This window comes from Rahnella sp. WP5, from assembly GCF_000745615.1.
Taxonomy (GTDB): Bacteria; Pseudomonadota; Gammaproteobacteria; order Enterobacterales; family Enterobacteriaceae; genus Rahnella; species Rahnella aceris.
In genome coordinates, this window is the sequence record NZ_KN050721.1 from 104344 (window position 1) to 118726 (window position 14383).

16 protein-coding genes are annotated in these 14383 nt (G+C 50.7%); 13 read left to right on the top strand and 3 right to left on the bottom strand.

Annotated features, from left to right (window positions below; translation table 11 throughout):
• The first annotated feature begins 23 nt into the window (after positions 1 to 23).
• From rseA to rseC, 3 genes are read left to right on the top strand one after another with little or no spacing between them, the layout of a single operon-like run.
• Positions 24 to 671: an anti-sigma-E factor RseA gene (rseA, locus tag EX31_RS21805; RefSeq protein ID WP_013576725.1), complete on the top strand. Its 648-nt coding sequence runs from the start codon at positions 24 to 26 to the stop codon at positions 669 to 671.
• A complete protein-coding gene (gene rseB / locus EX31_RS21810) occupies positions 671 to 1621 on the top strand; it encodes a sigma-E factor regulatory protein RseB (protein ID WP_013576724.1) in 951 nt (316 codons plus the stop codon). The genes rseA and rseB overlap by 1 nt, the downstream gene beginning before the upstream one ends.
• Positions 1622 to 1669: 48 nt before the next feature.
• Positions 1670 to 2146, top strand: a complete 477-nt coding sequence (gene rseC, locus EX31_RS21815) for a SoxR-reducing system protein RseC (protein WP_037036752.1) — start codon at positions 1670 to 1672, stop codon at positions 2144 to 2146.
• Between the two features lie 60 nt (positions 2147 to 2206).
• Here rseC and EX31_RS21820 read toward each other — a convergent pair whose 3' ends face one another.
• Positions 2207 to 3025, bottom strand: a complete 819-nt coding sequence (locus EX31_RS21820) for a hypothetical protein (RefSeq protein WP_013576722.1) — start codon at positions 3023 to 3025, stop codon at positions 2207 to 2209.
• Positions 3026 to 3449: 424 nt separating this feature from the next.
• Between EX31_RS21820 and lepA the strand changes: the two genes are divergently transcribed.
• From lepA to acpS, 7 genes are all read left to right on the top strand, one after another.
• Complete coding sequence (lepA, locus tag EX31_RS21825) at positions 3450 to 5249, top strand: translation elongation factor 4 (RefSeq protein ID WP_037036754.1); 1800 nt, start codon at positions 3450 to 3452, stop codon at positions 5247 to 5249.
• A 28-nt stretch (positions 5250 to 5277) separates the two neighbouring features.
• The gene (lepB, locus tag EX31_RS21830) at positions 5278 to 6255 is read left to right on the top strand and encodes a signal peptidase I (RefSeq protein WP_013576720.1); all 978 of its coding nucleotides are present in this window, start codon (positions 5278 to 5280) and stop codon (positions 6253 to 6255) included.
• Positions 6256 to 6466: 211 nt separating this feature from the next.
• On the top strand, positions 6467 to 7147 hold the full coding sequence (gene rnc / locus EX31_RS21835) for a ribonuclease III (RefSeq protein WP_015698392.1): 681 nt from the start codon (positions 6467 to 6469) through the stop codon (positions 7145 to 7147).
• The gene (gene era / locus EX31_RS21840) at positions 7144 to 8049 is read left to right on the top strand and encodes a GTPase Era (protein WP_013576718.1); all 906 of its coding nucleotides are present in this window, start codon (positions 7144 to 7146) and stop codon (positions 8047 to 8049) included. Before rnc ends, era begins: the two co-directional genes overlap by 4 nt.
• Positions 8050 to 8060: 11 nt before the next feature.
• On the top strand, positions 8061 to 8798 hold the full coding sequence (gene recO, locus EX31_RS21845) for a DNA repair protein RecO (RefSeq protein ID WP_013576717.1): 738 nt from the start codon (positions 8061 to 8063) through the stop codon (positions 8796 to 8798).
• A 103-nt stretch (positions 8799 to 8901) separates the two neighbouring features.
• Positions 8902 to 9633, top strand: a complete 732-nt coding sequence (gene pdxJ, locus EX31_RS21850) for a pyridoxine 5'-phosphate synthase (protein ID WP_013576716.1) — start codon at positions 8902 to 8904, stop codon at positions 9631 to 9633.
• The gene (acpS, locus tag EX31_RS21855) at positions 9633 to 10013 is read left to right on the top strand and encodes a holo-ACP synthase (protein WP_013576715.1); all 381 of its coding nucleotides are present in this window, start codon (positions 9633 to 9635) and stop codon (positions 10011 to 10013) included. Before pdxJ ends, acpS begins: the two co-directional genes overlap by 1 nt.
• Before the next feature lie 34 nt (positions 10014 to 10047).
• Here the strand turns inward: acpS and EX31_RS21860 are convergent, their stop codons facing one another.
• The gene (locus EX31_RS21860) at positions 10048 to 10302 is read right to left on the bottom strand and encodes a YfhL family 4Fe-4S dicluster ferredoxin (protein WP_013576714.1); all 255 of its coding nucleotides are present in this window, start codon (positions 10300 to 10302) and stop codon (positions 10048 to 10050) included.
• A gap of 113 nt (positions 10303 to 10415) precedes the next feature.
• Positions 10416 to 11264, bottom strand: a complete 849-nt coding sequence (locus EX31_RS21865; protein WP_037036757.1) for a MurR/RpiR family transcriptional regulator — start codon at positions 11262 to 11264, stop codon at positions 10416 to 10418.
• Between the two features lie 143 nt (positions 11265 to 11407).
• On the opposite strand from EX31_RS21865, the gene murQ reads away from it, so the two are divergent.
• From murQ to yfhb, 3 genes are read left to right on the top strand one after another with little or no spacing between them, the layout of a single operon-like run.
• The gene (gene murQ / locus EX31_RS21870; RefSeq protein ID WP_037036759.1) at positions 11408 to 12313 is read left to right on the top strand and encodes an N-acetylmuramic acid 6-phosphate etherase; all 906 of its coding nucleotides are present in this window, start codon (positions 11408 to 11410) and stop codon (positions 12311 to 12313) included.
• Positions 12314 to 12341: 28 nt separating this feature from the next.
• On the top strand, positions 12342 to 13715 hold the full coding sequence (locus EX31_RS21875) for a PTS transporter subunit EIIC (RefSeq protein ID WP_037037465.1): 1374 nt from the start codon (positions 12342 to 12344) through the stop codon (positions 13713 to 13715).
• Positions 13716 to 13719: 4 nt separating this feature from the next.
• On the top strand, positions 13720 to 14358 hold the full coding sequence (gene yfhb / locus EX31_RS21880; protein WP_037036761.1) for a phosphatidylglycerophosphatase C: 639 nt from the start codon (positions 13720 to 13722) through the stop codon (positions 14356 to 14358).
• Positions 14359 to 14383: the final 25 nt, after the last annotated feature.

The window sequence follows — 14383 nt, forward strand, 5'->3', positions numbered from 1 at the left end:
GGACACAGGAAGGATACTTAGGCATGCAGAAAGAAAAGCTTTCCGCTCTGATGGATGGTGAAGCCATTGATACCGAACTGTTAAGTTCGTTATCAACAGATACCAGGCTTCAGCAAGACTGGCAGAGTTATCATTTGATCCGCGATACCTTACGTGGTGATATTGGGAACGTTGTGCATCTGGATATCGCAGACCGTGTGGCCGCAGCGCTGGCTAATGAGCCGGTAAAACTGGTGCCGGGTTCAGCAACCGAATCACAACCTCAGCCTCATACCTGGCAAAAAATGCCATTCTGGCAGAAGGTGCGCCCTTGGGCGAGTCAGTTGACTCAGGTCGGCGTGGCTGCTTGTGTATCACTTGCTGTGATTGTTGGCGTTCAGCATTATAACCAGCCTGACGCATCGGGTGCTTCTCCGGAAACCCCAGCGTTCAATACGTTGCCTATGATGGGTAAAGCCTCCCCGGTGAGCTTCGGCGTGCCAAATGAAGGCAATACCACCAGCGGGCAACAGAATGTTCAGGAGCAACGTAAGCGCATTAATGCGATGTTGCAGGATTACGAATTGCAGCGTCGCTTGCATTCAGAGCAGCTTCAACTCGAACCAGTTACTCCTCAGCAAGCCGCTGTTCAGGTCCCAGGAACTCAGTCTTTAGGAACGCAAACGCAGTAATGAAGCAAATTTGGTTTGCCGTTTGTTTAGCTGCGGGCAGCCTGCTTACTCCAAGTATCGCCTCGGCAGATTCTTCTTCCGAGGCGTTACTGCAAGAGATGGGCAAAGCTTCCCAGACGCTGAATTATGAAATGGGTTTTATCAACATTACGAAGCAAGGGATTGATTCCTTTCGCTATCGTCATGCTGTCTCTCATCAAACTTCCCTCGCTCAACTGGTTCTGATGGATGGTCCGCGCCGTGAAATTGTCCAGCGTGGAAAAGACGTCAGCTACTTTGAGACCGGTTTACAGCCCTTTACGTTGGATGGCGATCATATCGTTGATTCCCTGCCTTCCATCGTGTTCAGCGATTTTTCTCTTCTGACCAAATACTACGATTTTATCGCCGTAGGCCGCGCACGCACAGCGGATCGCCTGAGTCAGGTGATCAGAGTTGTATCCCGCGATGGTACCCGATTCAGTTATGTCATATGGATCGATGAGCAGACGAAATTGCCGATGCGTGTCGATTTACTGGATCGTGACGGTGAAACGCTTGAGCAGTTCCGTGTGATCAGTTTTGATGAGGGAGAACAAGTTGTTGGAACGCTTTCTGATCTCGAAAAAGCCAGTTTACCGCCTGTGCTGTCTTTACCTGCGTCTGAGCAGGTGAAGTTTGACTGGCAAATAAAATGGCTGCCAGCTGGCGTGACAGAGGTGGCAAGTAGCCGCCGAAACTTGCCCAATATGCCCGTATCGATAGAATCGCGGCTGTACACTGACGGATTGTTCAGTTTCTCTGTCAATGTCAGTGCAACAACTAATGGCCCTTCTGAGCAGTTGATCAGGCAAGGGCGCAGAACTGTGCAGACTGAAATACGCAATGGCAATGAAATTACGGTCGTCGGTGAGCTTCCTCCTTCGACTGCCAAACGTGTTGCCGATAGCATCGTTTTCTCAGAAAAGTAGCTTTTAATCAGAAAAACTGCCTTCGCAATAGAAATACAGGGTGATTACATGATGAAAGAATGGGCCACGGTGGTGTCGTGGAAAGACGGTATTGCGACGTTGCGTTGTGAAACACAGGCGGGTTGCAGTAGTTGCCATTCACGTTCAGGGTGTGGCGCTCGCGTATTGAATGAGTTAGGGCCGCAGACTGAACATAATCTTCAGGTCAGCGTTAACGAGCCTCTTGCACCTGGTCAGAAAGTTGAACTGGGGATACCGGAAGGAAGCCTGTTGCGCTCGGCGTTGCTGGTTTATATGACGCCGCTCTTTGGTGTGATTGCGGGTGGTGGTGCGTTGCAGGCCTTGCTGAAAGCAGATGTATACGCGGTTATTGGTGCGGTGTTGGGTGGTGGATTAGGTTTCCTGATTGCTAAAGCACTGGCTGCGAAAGTCGATGGAAAAGCAGGTTACCAGCCAGTCATCTTGCAGGTGGGTTTGCCTCCTGATGCTTTCCGTTATTCGGTTGAAAGCAAACTCCCTTCTTAACTTTCTGCATCCTACAGTGCTTAAAAATGCCACAGTGTTCGCTAACCCTGTGGCATTTTTTTAGTTTCTGACCGGTATACGGTTTTGGATCATATGCTCGATCAATGCGATGAAAAGATCTGCGCTAGAAAGCGATGTATACTCTACAGAGAAAAGGATGCGGCCGTGTTTATCGAGCAGACGTATTAACGGGCTGTTGCTGCCGCCACTGATAAACTGAATATCCTCAACAGGCACTATTTTCCCTTCGTCGGTGGTTAACACCAACGCGCTCAGATGTATCTTTTTTTCGTTCAGCGCCAGAAGGTTAGCGCCGATAAATCTTTTCCACCCGCAATGTGGATTCACCAGATATGTAAAAAGAATATCTCCCCCCTGAGCCAGCCTGTTTAGGGCCCATGGGCCGCGATACATCAGGTGTTCGTTTTTAATGACTTCAATTAATCTTTCAGAATTGGCAATGTTTGGCGTAATACGATGCCAGGTTTTGCTATTTCCCTCACGGAAGATCATCGTATTTAAAATACGACGGGTGTATTTTCCGGTTCTGAATCGATATATATCCATGATGCGGTCAAAAGGAATAAAACGATTTTTTTTATCCGTTTGGCTTATAACTAAAATTCCATTTTCATGAAGCTGATAGAATTGATTGGGTCGTATCAGACGTCGCAGCAGAATGAGCACCACCCCCAGGGCAATACTGAGCAGAGCGGACAAAATTACGGTATGCAGCCCCTCAGCGGTGTGGCCAAAGGCCAGCAAAAATGCAATTTGCACTGCGCCGCCGATCAACAACAACACAGACAGGACCAGAGTGATCCAAGAGTTGGCTTTGGCAAAGCCATGCTGACTGAGCAGCCGCCCTTCATTGATCATATTGATAACCTTGTGACCGGATTGAATTAAAAATAAAAAAGATATTTGTGGAAGAAGTTGAATGAGAACTTTATGAGTTAGAAATTATGTAATTTCTTTTATAACAATATATTAAGTTTCAATACGCGTTTCTGTATATGGGGATTTTCCTAAAACCAAAAGGCAGGAAACCCATACATGGAATAACGGACTGAGACAAACCTAGGAAGCACACAGACGCTCCGGTAATGAAAACAAATGAAAATGTGGGGATTTCATCCTGAGAAAGCTCGCATAATCTGGAGTTAGGGTGTGCGGAGACTAGGTTTTCATGGTGCTGGCATGTAGAATGCTGCGACTTAGGCGAAAGACAGCCAACCTACAAACCGTCGCTGTATGTTCATGGCGAATGATTCAGAAATACCAAGGTAGAAAAACTTTTATAATGAAGCATATACGAAATTTCTCCATTATTGCCCACATTGACCACGGTAAGTCGACGCTGTCAGACCGTATTATTCAAATTTGCGGTGGCTTAGCCGACCGTGAAATGGAAGCGCAGGTCCTCGACTCAATGGATCTTGAGCGTGAACGCGGCATCACCATCAAAGCGCAAAGCGTGACGCTCGACTACAAAGCAAAAGATGGTCAGGTTTATCACCTGAACTTTATCGACACGCCGGGGCACGTTGACTTTTCCTATGAAGTATCCCGCTCTCTCGCTGCCTGCGAAGGCGCATTATTAGTGGTGGATGCTGGTCAGGGTGTTGAAGCCCAGACGCTGGCAAACTGCTATACCGCGATGGAAATGGATCTGGAGGTCGTGCCGGTTCTGAACAAAATCGACTTACCGGCCGCCGATCCTGATCGTGCAGCGCAGGAAATCGAAGACATCGTGGGTATCGATGCCACGGATGCTGTTCGTTGTTCCGCGAAAACCGGTGTCGGTGTGCCAGAAGTGCTGGAGCGTCTGGTGCGTGATGTGCCACCGCCGGAAGGTGATCCTGAGGCGCCACTCCAGGCGTTGATCATCGATTCATGGTTCGATAACTATCTCGGCGTTGTTTCTCTGGTGCGTATCAAAAACGGCACCATGAGAAAGGGCGACAAAATTAAAGTGATGAGTACCGGGCAGGTTTATAACGCCGATCGCTTGGGTATTTTCACGCCTAAGCGTGTCGATAAAGACATTCTGAACTGCGGTGAGGTCGGCTGGCTGGTATGCGCGATTAAAGATATCCTCGGCGCACCAGTGGGGGACACCCTGACTCTGGCTCGTCAGCCTGCTGACAAAGCGCTGCCCGGTTTCAAGAAAGTGAAACCTCAGGTTTACGCCGGCCTGTTCCCGGTCAGCTCCGATGATTATGAAAACTTCCGTGATGCGTTAGGCAAGCTTAGCCTTAACGATGCATCCCTGTTCTACGAACCAGAAAGTTCTACCGCGCTGGGCTTCGGTTTCCGTTGTGGCTTCCTGGGGCTGCTGCACATGGAAATCATTCAGGAACGTCTGGAACGTGAATACGATCTGGATCTGATCACCACAGCACCGACTGTTGTTTATGAAGTTCTGACGACCGGCAATGAAACTGTCTATGTGGACAGTCCGTCTAAACTGCCTGCACTGAATAACATTCTGGAACTGCGTGAGCCTATCGCTGAGTGTCACATGCTGATGCCACAGGAATATCTGGGTAGCGTGATTACTTTGTGTATTGAGAAACGTGGTGTCCAGACCAACATGGTTTACCACGGTAATCAGGTCGCACTGACTTATGAAATCCCGATGGCGGAAGTGGTACTCGATTTCTTCGACCGTCTGAAGTCAACGTCACGCGGTTATGCGTCGCTTGATTACAATTTCAAACGTTTTCAGACTTCTGACATGGTACGTGTTGATGTTCTAATCAACGGCGACCGTGTGGATGCACTGGCGCTGATCACTCACCGTGGCAATTCCCAGTTCCGTGGACGCCAGCTGGTTGAGAAGATGCAGGAACTGATCCCGCGTCAGCAGTTCGATATTGCTATCCAGGCGGCGATTGGTGCTCACATCATTGCCCGTTCAACCGTGAAGCAATTACGTAAAAACGTTCTCGCCAAATGTTATGGCGGCGACGTCAGCCGTAAGAAGAAACTCTTGCAGAAACAGAAAGATGGTAAGAAACGCATGAAACAAGTGGGTAATGTTGAGTTACCACAAGAAGCGTTCCTGGCCATTCTTCACGTGGGCAAAGACAGCAAGTAAATCCTTTATTGAGTCGTAGGGAGTATGCATGGCTAACATGTTTGCCCTGATTCTGGCGGTTGCAACGCTGGTGTCAGGGATTATCTGGTGCCTTGATCGTTTCAAGCTGGCACCCGCACGCCGGGCTAAAGTTGCTAAAATTAAGGCTGAAACGGGTGGTGCTGTTGACGATTCAACGCTGAACAAAGTGGCGAAGCAACCGGGCTGGGTGGAAACCTGTGCTTCGGTATTCCCTGTCTTGCTAGTTGTGTTTGTGGTGCGTTCATTTATTTATGAACCTTTCCAGATCCCGTCTGGCTCGATGATGCCGACGCTGCTTATTGGTGATTTCATCGTGGTTGAGAAATATGCCTACGGCCTGAAAGATCCCATTACTCAAACCAAGCTGATCTCAACCGGTGAACCGAAACGTGGTGATGTGGTGGTATTTAAATATCCGCAAAACCCGAGCGTGGACTATATTAAACGCCTGGTAGGCTTGCCCGGTGACCGGGTGACTTACGATCCGTTCAGCAAGCAGGTGACCGTTCAGCCTGCTTGCGAAACGGGCAAAAATTGCAGCACCGCGCTGGCTGTGACATATGATTCCGGTGTTGCCAGTGATTTCGTGCAGACTTTTGGTCAGTCTTCGGGCGGCGAAGCGAGCAGTGGTTTCTTTGAAACGCCGCCGTCCGCTAACGTGCCGCAAGACGGTATTCGTCTTGTACAGCGCAATGAAACGCTGGGCAATGTGACGCATCGTATTCTGACCGTGCCAGGTGCACGTGACCAACTGGGGGCTTATTATCAGCAACCGGGTCAGCCACTGGGGACATGGGTGGTGCCGGCTGGCCATTATTTCATGATGGGTGATAACCGTGATAATAGCGCTGACAGCCGTTATTGGGGTTTTGTGCCGGAACAGAATTTAGTGGGTAGAGCTTCTGCAATTTGGATGAGCTTTAAAAAACAGGAAGGTGAATGGCCTACCGGTGTTCGTTTAAGCCGTATTGGTGGAATTCATTAATTTAATGATGCCTATTAGCGCAGCATTATATTTCCACTCGTTGTAGAATATCCTTTCGGGCGATAAAAGTTGGCTCCCCTGATTTTAAATTTTAATTTAAGACGAACAGAGGGAGCCACTGCAAACGAAACAGCTTTGGATTGGCTTAGGGCGAAGCAGGCCTGTTCCGTATGCTGAAGTTTTTGACGCATTCTTAGTCTATTGGTAACTCATGAATCCCATCGTAATAAACAGGCTTCAGCGGAAGCTGGGCTACACTTTTCAACAGCAGGAGCTTTTATTGCAGGCACTGACTCACCGCAGCGCAAGCAGTAAACACAATGAGCGTTTAGAGTTCCTGGGTGACTCAATTCTTAGTTATGTCATTGCTAACGCGCTGTATCATCGTTTTCCTCGCGTAGACGAGGGCGATATGAGTCGCATGCGTGCCACGTTAGTACGTGGAAATACGCTGGCGGAAATGGCGCGTGAATTCGATCTCGGCGAATGCTTACGCTTAGGGCCGGGCGAATTGAAAAGTGGTGGTTTCCGCCGCGAGTCGATTCTTGCGGATACGGTGGAGGCACTCATTGGCGGCGTGTTTCTGGACAGTGATATCCAGACCGTCGAAAAGCTGATTCTCGATTGGTACCGTAGTCGTTTAGACGAAATCAGTCCCGGTGATAAGCAGAAAGACCCAAAAACCCGTTTACAGGAGTTTTTGCAAGGTCGCCATCTGCCGTTGCCTTCTTATCTGGTTGTGCAGGTTCGCGGTGAAGCGCACGATCAGGAGTTTACCATCCACTGCCAGGTCAGTGGCTTGAGCCAGCCGGTTGTAGGAACCGGTTCAAGTCGCCGTAAAGCCGAGCAGGCGGCAGCGGAACAAGCGCTGATACAGCTGGAGCTTGAATGAGCGAAGAAAAGAATTACTGTGGTTTTGTTGCAATCGTAGGCCGTCCTAACGTCGGCAAATCTACCTTGCTGAATGAATTATTGGGGCAAAAAATCTCCATTACTTCCCGCAAACCGCAAACCACGCGTCACCGTATCATGGGTATCCATACCGAAGGGCCTTATCAGGCCATTTACGTGGATACCCCGGGGCTGCATATTGAAGAAAAACGGGCCATCAACCGTCTGATGAACCGTGCTGCAAGCAGCTCAATCGGTGATGTTGAACTGGTGATCTTCGTTGTTGAAGGCACTCACTGGACTCCGGATGACGAAATGGTGGTTAACAAACTGCGTGATTTGAAATCACCGGTTCTGCTGGCGATCAACAAGATTGATAACGTCACCGACAAATCTAAACTGTTGCCACATTTGCAATTCCTTAGTGAGCAGATGAACTTCGTCGATATCGTGCCTATCTCTGCAGAGAAAGGCACGAATGTTGATACTATCGCAGCTCTGGTGCGTAAACGTCTGCCGGAAGCGGTTCATCACTTCCCGGAAGATTACATTACTGACCGTTCACAGCGCTTTATGGCTTCTGAAATCATCCGTGAAAAACTGATGCGTTTCCTGGGCGAAGAGCTGCCGTATTCTGTGACCGTTGAAATCGAACGCTTTGTCAGCAATGAACGGGGTGGGTACGACATCAATGGCCTGATTCTGGTAGAACGTGAAGGCCAGAAGAAAATGGTTATCGGTAATAAAGGCTCTAAAATCAAGACGATTGGCATTGAAGCCCGCCATGACATGGAAAACATGTTTGAAGCGAAAGTCCATCTTGAGTTGTGGGTTAAGGTCAAATCCGGCTGGGCAGACGACGAACGTGCGTTGCGCAGTCTGGGTTATGTAGACGACTTATAAGGTCCGCGCCTATGGAAGGCTGGCAACGCGCATTTGTTTTGCATGGGCGACCTTACAGTGAAACCAGCTTAATGCTGGATCTGTTCACTGAGGGACAAGGGCGGGTTCGCATACTGGCTAAAGGTGCGCGTGGTCGCCGGTCCAATTTAAAAGGCTGCCTGCAGCCTTTTACGCCTTTACTGGTTCGCTGGAGCGGGCGGGGAGAAGTGAAAACCTTGCGTAATGCCGAACCTGTCTCCCTGGCACTTCCCCTTTCAGGTCTGATGCTTTACAGCGGTCTGTACGTCAATGAACTCGTTTCTCGGGTGCTTGAGCAGGAAGCTAATTACTCTTCGTTGTTCTTCGATTATCTCAATTGTCTGCAAAATCTCGCCAGTGCCAGCGGTTCTCCTGAGTATGCGTTGCGTCAGTTCGAACTCTCTCTTTTACATCATCTGGGTTACGGCGTGGATTTCCTGCATTGCGCAGGCAGCGGTGAAGAAGTCAGTGACACCATGACGTACCGTTACCGTGAAGAAAAAGGTTTTATCGCCAGTCTGGTGATTGATAATTCCAGTTTCACCGGCAGAGATTTGAAAGCACTGGCCAGCCGTGAATTCCCGGATGTCTCAACGCTGCGGGCTGCCAAGCGTTTTACCCGTATGGCGCTGAAACCTTATCTTGGCGGCAAACCCCTGAAAAGCCGCGAGCTCTTCCGCCAGTTTCAGGTCAAAAAACCTGTCTCACCTTCTGACAATTCTTCCAGCTAATTCGGACTCCGGGCTACACGCCGCCACTCTCAAGGGTGTAAACTGCAGAAATTAGCTTTTTGTTCCATTCATAAATCAATTCATTCTTAAATCTGGAGCTGTTATGGCTGAGTTGCTGTTGGGCGTTAATATTGATCACATTGCGACACTGCGTAATGCACGCGGTACGGCTTACCCTGATCCGGTTCAGGCGGCATTTATCGCTGAGCAGGCTGGTGCTGATGGGATCACCGTCCACCTGCGTGAAGATCGCCGTCATATCACCGACCGCGACGTACGCCTCCTGCGTCAGACTATCCAAACCCGCATGAACCTCGAAATGGCTGTCACCGATGAAATGGTCGGTATTGCCTGTGAAGTTTTACCGCATTTCTGCTGTCTGGTGCCGGAAAAACGCGAAGAAGTGACGACCGAAGGGGGGCTGGATGTGGCTGGTCAGTTGGATAAAATGACCGTTGCAGTCAGCCGTCTCAGCGAAGCGGGCATACTGGTTTCCCTGTTTATCGACCCGGATATGCGCCAGATTGATGCTGCCGTTGCTGTGGGGGCGCCTTATATCGAAATTCATACCGGTGCTTATGCTGAAGCGAAAACTGACCTTGAACGTCAGGCCGAGCTGGAGCGCATTAAACAGGGCGCGGCATATGCAGCCGGTAAAGGTCTGAAAGTGAATGCCGGCCACGGTCTGACATACCACAACGTGCAGCCGATCGCCGCATTGCCTGAAATGCATGAGCTGAATATCGGCCATGCGATTATCGGTCAGGCTGTTATCGACGGATTATCTTGTGCAGTACGTGAAATGAAAAACCTGATGCGGGAAGCGCGCCGGTAATGAGTATTTTAGGTTTAGGTACGGATATCGTTGAAATTTCCCGTATCGAAGCGGTGATTGAACGCAGTGGCGACCGTCTGGCGAAGCGTATTTTGTGCGCGAATGAATGGGCGGTTTATGAGCAACATCAGCAACCGGTCCGATTTCTGGCGAAGCGGTTTGCTGTCAAGGAAGCCGCGGCTAAAGCGCTGGGAACCGGAATCCGCAACGGTCTGGCGTTTGAGCAATTTGAAGTCGTCAATGATGTGCTGGGGAAACCAGGTCTGGTTTTCCATGCCCGCGCGGCGGAAATGGCGGCCGAGATGGGTGTGAAATCGGTTCATGTTACCCTGGCGGATGAAAGGCGTTATGCCTGTGCCACTGTAATCATAGAAAACTAATACTACTTATTTTTGGCATTGCATCACGGCGTGATTACAGCGTGTGATGCAATGCCACAAATTTATCCCAAAGCTGTTCGTTGGTTTCGGTGTGTTGCGGATTGATGATGATGGTATTGTCGATCGGGCAGACGCTCTGACAGGTTGGTTTATCATAATGTCCGACGCATTCCGTACACCGATCGCTGTCAATTTCGTAAATCTCATTGCCCATCGAGATCGCCTGATTCGGGCACTCCGGTTCGCACATATCGCAATTAATGCATTTGTGTGTGATCAGCAGGGCCATGACGTTTTCTCTTATGTTCAATAAACAGGTCAATAATCAGGGCGCGCAGTATAGCAGAATTGCGCTGGTGTAGGTTCTGCATTCATGCCTTTCCACGCCCCCAATGATCCTGATCAAATCAGCTTTTTCACCAGTTCTTCGCTGTGGCGGATCCGCTCCGGCGCGTGCGCTGTATCCTGTTGAACCAGCGCGACAAACAGCAAATCAGTCAGGGAATATTGCGCCGTGGTGGCCGAGAGCGCCGCGCCGCGGGTCGCAGGTAATTCTGCCACTGTATACAAACAATGGTCTGCCTGTTGTTGCAGGGTATTAGGTGAAAACCCAGTAATGGCCAGGACCTTTGCACCACTCTCACGGGCGACTTTTGCCGCGAGATTGATTTCGTTCCGTTCACCGCTGAAGGAAATCGCCAGCAATAAATCTTCTTTCGACAGCGCCTGCACGGTAGCAACCAGGACATGAGTATCGGATTCGGCAATGGCCGTGACCCCGATTTTCAGCAACTTATACGCCAGATCCTTCGCCACTAATCCGGATGCGCCAATACCGCTCAGCACAATTTTTCGGGCACCGGTGAGCATCGACAACGCAATTTGCAGACGCGGTTCGCTGTTAATATCCAGTGTTGCGCGAAGCGCCGACTGTTTCTCTGCCAGTAATTTCTCCCCCACAACATGCAGGCTGTCGGTGCTTAAAATCTGATTATGCACCGTCACCGGCTCACTGTTTTCCGGTGATGCCAGGGATTCACTCATTGCGAGTTTCAGCGCGGGGAAGCCTTTATAGCCAAGTTTTTGGGCAAATTTCACCACGCCAGACTGGCTGACACCCGCTATTTCAGCCAGTTTCTGCGAACTCATATGACGCGCTTTCTCCGGCTGAGCCAGTAGAAAATCAGCCAGTTTTCGGTCATTTTGCGCCAGCGTCGGATAAAGCTGGCGGATACGGATCATACAACTCATGGAGGATTTATCCCGGCGTCTCTGAATACTTGCATCACATTTTACGGATTATGTTATCTAAAATAGCAAGTATTCCTCGCATTGATGAATAATATATTCAAATATTGCGTAATAAATTTGAATTAAAAATTCAGGAGAGAAGCATGAACACAGATCTTAATTTAGGGGCACTGGTTTCAGAAAGCCGAAATCCGGATACGATGAATTTAGATGAGATGTCTACGCTGGAACTGGTGGCCTGTTTTAATCAGGAAGACCGCAAAGTGCCGGAAGCCATCAATAAGGTTCTGCCGCAGATTGCCTTGGCTATCGATAAAGCCGCTGCGTCATTTCAGGCTGGCGGGCGTCTGATTTATCTCGGTGCCGGTACCAGTGGCCGCCTCGGCGTTCTTGATGCGTCTGAATGCCCGCCGACGTTTGGCGTTCCGCACGGTATGGTTGTCGGGTTAATTGCCGGTGGGCCGGGCGCGCTGCTTAAAGCGGTGGAAGGGGCGGAAGACAGCGAAGCGCTGGGTGTTGAAGATTTAAAGAATCTGAACCTGAAGGCTCAGGACACCGTTGTCGGATTAGCTGCGAGCGGACGTACGCCTTATGTCATTGGCGCTTTGCGCTATGCCACAGAAATGGGCTGCGCCACAGTAGCGATTTCCTGTAACCCGGATTCTCCGATTGCGCGCGAAGCCAGCATCGCGATTTCTCCGGTTGTAGGGCCGGAAGCGCTGACCGGTTCAACGCGTTTGAAATCCGGCACGGCGCAGAAGCTGGTGCTGAATATGATTTCAACCGGGGCGATGGTCAAAAGTGGCAAGGTTTATCAGAACCTGATGGTCGACGTGAAAGCGACCAACGTCAAACTGGTCGATCGTGCCTGCCGGATCGTTGTCGAGGCCACGGGCGCGGCACGCCATGATGCTGAGCTGGCGCTGTCTCAGACTGATTTTGAGGTTAAACCGGCTATTCTCATGCTACTGGCTGGTATTGATGCATCACAGGCGAAAGCACGACTGATGCAACATAACGGATTCCTGCGCGCTGCACTGGCTGATTAACCTCAAGGAGTTGAGCATGGCGATGGCAATGGATAAAACGCAGCGGCTGGCTTCCCAGATTCTGCAGGGTGTCGGCGGCGAACGGAATATCAGCAAACTGGAAAACTGCATGACCCGCGTGCGCGTGGAAGTGCACGACGATAATCGGCTGGATCTGACCAGCCTGAAAACGCTTGAAGGTATCAAAGGTTACCTGAAGCAGGGTGACCAGCATCAGTTCATTGTCGGCCCTGGCGCGGCGGCAAAAGTGGTGGATGCGATGCGTCTGTTGCTTAATCCTGCCGGGACGGTAAGTTCGCCAGGTGATGAAAGCGAGATTGCCCGCAATAAAGCCAGCGCCAAAACAAAATACTCTGCGCCGATGAGTGGGGCGCTGCGCAAACTGGCTGATGTATTTATCCCGCTGATCCCGGCATTTATCGCCTCGGGGTTGATTATGGGCATTATCAATCTGCTCAAGCGGCCGGATATCGCCGGTTCCATTGCCCTTGATTATCCTAATGTGCTTGGCTTGCTGGCGATTTTTGGTGGTGCTGTGTTTGCCATCATGAATATTTTAGTTGGCGTGAATGCGGCGCGCGTTTTCGGCGGTTCTCAGGCCATGGGCGGCGTAATGGCGGGGATTCTCTCCAGCCCTGCACTGGCGCAAATTACCCTGTTTGGTGAAGCTTTACAGCCCGGTCGCGGCGGTGTGATCGCAGTATTGCTGGTCGTTGCGCTGATGTGCTGGCTGGAGAAAAGGTTGCGTCAGTGGCTGCCGGAGTCGGTCGAACTGATCCTCAATCCACTGATTACTACACTTATCACTGCGACACTGGCGATTGTCATCCTTCAGCCGATCGGTGGCTATATCTCTGACGGCATCGCGCATGGCGTTAATATCGCTATTGATAAAGGCGGATTACTGGTGGGTGCGGTGCTGGCAGGGACATTTCTGCCGCTGGTGTTATCCGGTCTGCATCAGGGGCTGGTGCCTATTCACGTTGAGCTGATCCAGGCACATGGTTCTAATCCGCTGCTGCCGATTTTAGCCATGGCCGGTGTGGGGCAGGTGGGAGCGGCAATCGCAGTTTATATTAAAACCCGAAACCCGCGGCTGAAAAAAGTGATTAAAGGGGCGCTACCGGTGGGCATTCTCGGCATCGGTGAACCGCTGATATTCGGTGTTACGTTGCCGCTTGGCCGCCCTTTTATTGGTGCGTGTCTGGGCGGAGCCGTCGGTGGTGCGCTAATCTGTTACTGGAAAGTCGCGACAGTTATCACGTTTGGTATTTCCGGGCTGCCGCTGGCGCTGACCATTATTTCCGGCAAAGTGATGTTGTATCTGACGGGTTTAGTCATTACGGTATTGGCTGGTTTTATTTTTACCTGGTTGATGGGGTTCAACGATCCCGAGGAGTAGCGGATTGAGTACGAAGCCTGATCGGCGGGGGGGCTTTTTTGATCTTGATGGCACCCTGCACCAGCAGGATATGTTCGGTAGCTTTCTGCGGTTTTTGCTCAGGCGGATGCCGCAGAATCTGATTTTAGTCGTGCCGGTTCTGCCGCTGGTGGGAATCGGACTGTTTATTCACGGGCGCGCCGCGCGCTGGCCCATGAGCCTGTTGCTGTGGTCGATTACCTTCGGCCACGGTGAAGCGCGTCTGAAAGCCCTGGAGCTGCAATTTGTCGCTGCGTTTCGCGAGAAAGTGGTGGAGTTTCCGGTGGTGCAGCGCAGGCTGCGTGAATATCTCGACAGCGAGGATACCGAAGTCTGGCTGATCACCGGGTCGCCGGAAAATCTGGTGCAGCAGGTCTATAATACGTCCCTGTTTTTGCCGCAGGTTCGTCTGGTCGGCAGCCGGATCGCCCGTGGCAAAGGCGGATGGGTGCTGCCCTTGCGTTGTCTGGGTGAAGAGAAAGTCGTGCAACTCGAAAGCCGCATTGGCTCACCGCTTAAACTTTACAGCGGATACAGCGACAGCAAACAGGACAATCCGTTGTTGTTCTTTTGTGAGCATCGTTTTCGCGTCAGTAAACAGGGCGAGTTACAGCAACTGGAATAACCGCCAGCGCAAAATTCAGATAAAA

What these genes read in the sequence shown, in the direction of transcription:
- rseA (WP_013576725.1), top strand. Translation starts at nt 24, where the DNA reads ATGCAGAAAGAAAAGCTTTCCGCTCTGATGGATGGTGAAGCCATTGAT.
- rseB (WP_013576724.1), top strand. Translation starts at nt 671, where the DNA reads ATGAAGCAAATTTGGTTTGCCGTTTGTTTAGCTGCGGGCAGCCTGCTT.
- rseC (WP_037036752.1), top strand. Translation starts at nt 1,670, where the DNA reads ATGATGAAAGAATGGGCCACGGTGGTGTCGTGGAAAGACGGTATTGCG.
- EX31_RS21820 (WP_013576722.1), bottom strand. Translation starts at nt 3,025, where the DNA reads ATGATCAATGAAGGGCGGCTGCTCAGTCAGCATGGCTTTGCCAAAGCC.
- lepA (WP_037036754.1), top strand. Translation starts at nt 3,450, where the DNA reads ATGAAGCATATACGAAATTTCTCCATTATTGCCCACATTGACCACGGT.
- lepB (WP_013576720.1), top strand. Translation starts at nt 5,278, where the DNA reads ATGGCTAACATGTTTGCCCTGATTCTGGCGGTTGCAACGCTGGTGTCA.
- rnc (WP_015698392.1), top strand. Translation starts at nt 6,467, where the DNA reads ATGAATCCCATCGTAATAAACAGGCTTCAGCGGAAGCTGGGCTACACT.
- era (WP_013576718.1), top strand. Translation starts at nt 7,144, where the DNA reads ATGAGCGAAGAAAAGAATTACTGTGGTTTTGTTGCAATCGTAGGCCGT.
- recO (WP_013576717.1), top strand. Translation starts at nt 8,061, where the DNA reads ATGGAAGGCTGGCAACGCGCATTTGTTTTGCATGGGCGACCTTACAGT.
- pdxJ (WP_013576716.1), top strand. Translation starts at nt 8,902, where the DNA reads ATGGCTGAGTTGCTGTTGGGCGTTAATATTGATCACATTGCGACACTG.
- acpS (WP_013576715.1), top strand. Translation starts at nt 9,633, where the DNA reads ATGAGTATTTTAGGTTTAGGTACGGATATCGTTGAAATTTCCCGTATC.
- EX31_RS21860 (WP_013576714.1), bottom strand. Translation starts at nt 10,302, where the DNA reads ATGGCCCTGCTGATCACACACAAATGCATTAATTGCGATATGTGCGAA.
- EX31_RS21865 (WP_037036757.1), bottom strand. Translation starts at nt 11,264, where the DNA reads ATGAGTTGTATGATCCGTATCCGCCAGCTTTATCCGACGCTGGCGCAA.
- murQ (WP_037036759.1), top strand. Translation starts at nt 11,408, where the DNA reads ATGAACACAGATCTTAATTTAGGGGCACTGGTTTCAGAAAGCCGAAAT.
- EX31_RS21875 (WP_037037465.1), top strand. Translation starts at nt 12,342, where the DNA reads ATGGATAAAACGCAGCGGCTGGCTTCCCAGATTCTGCAGGGTGTCGGC.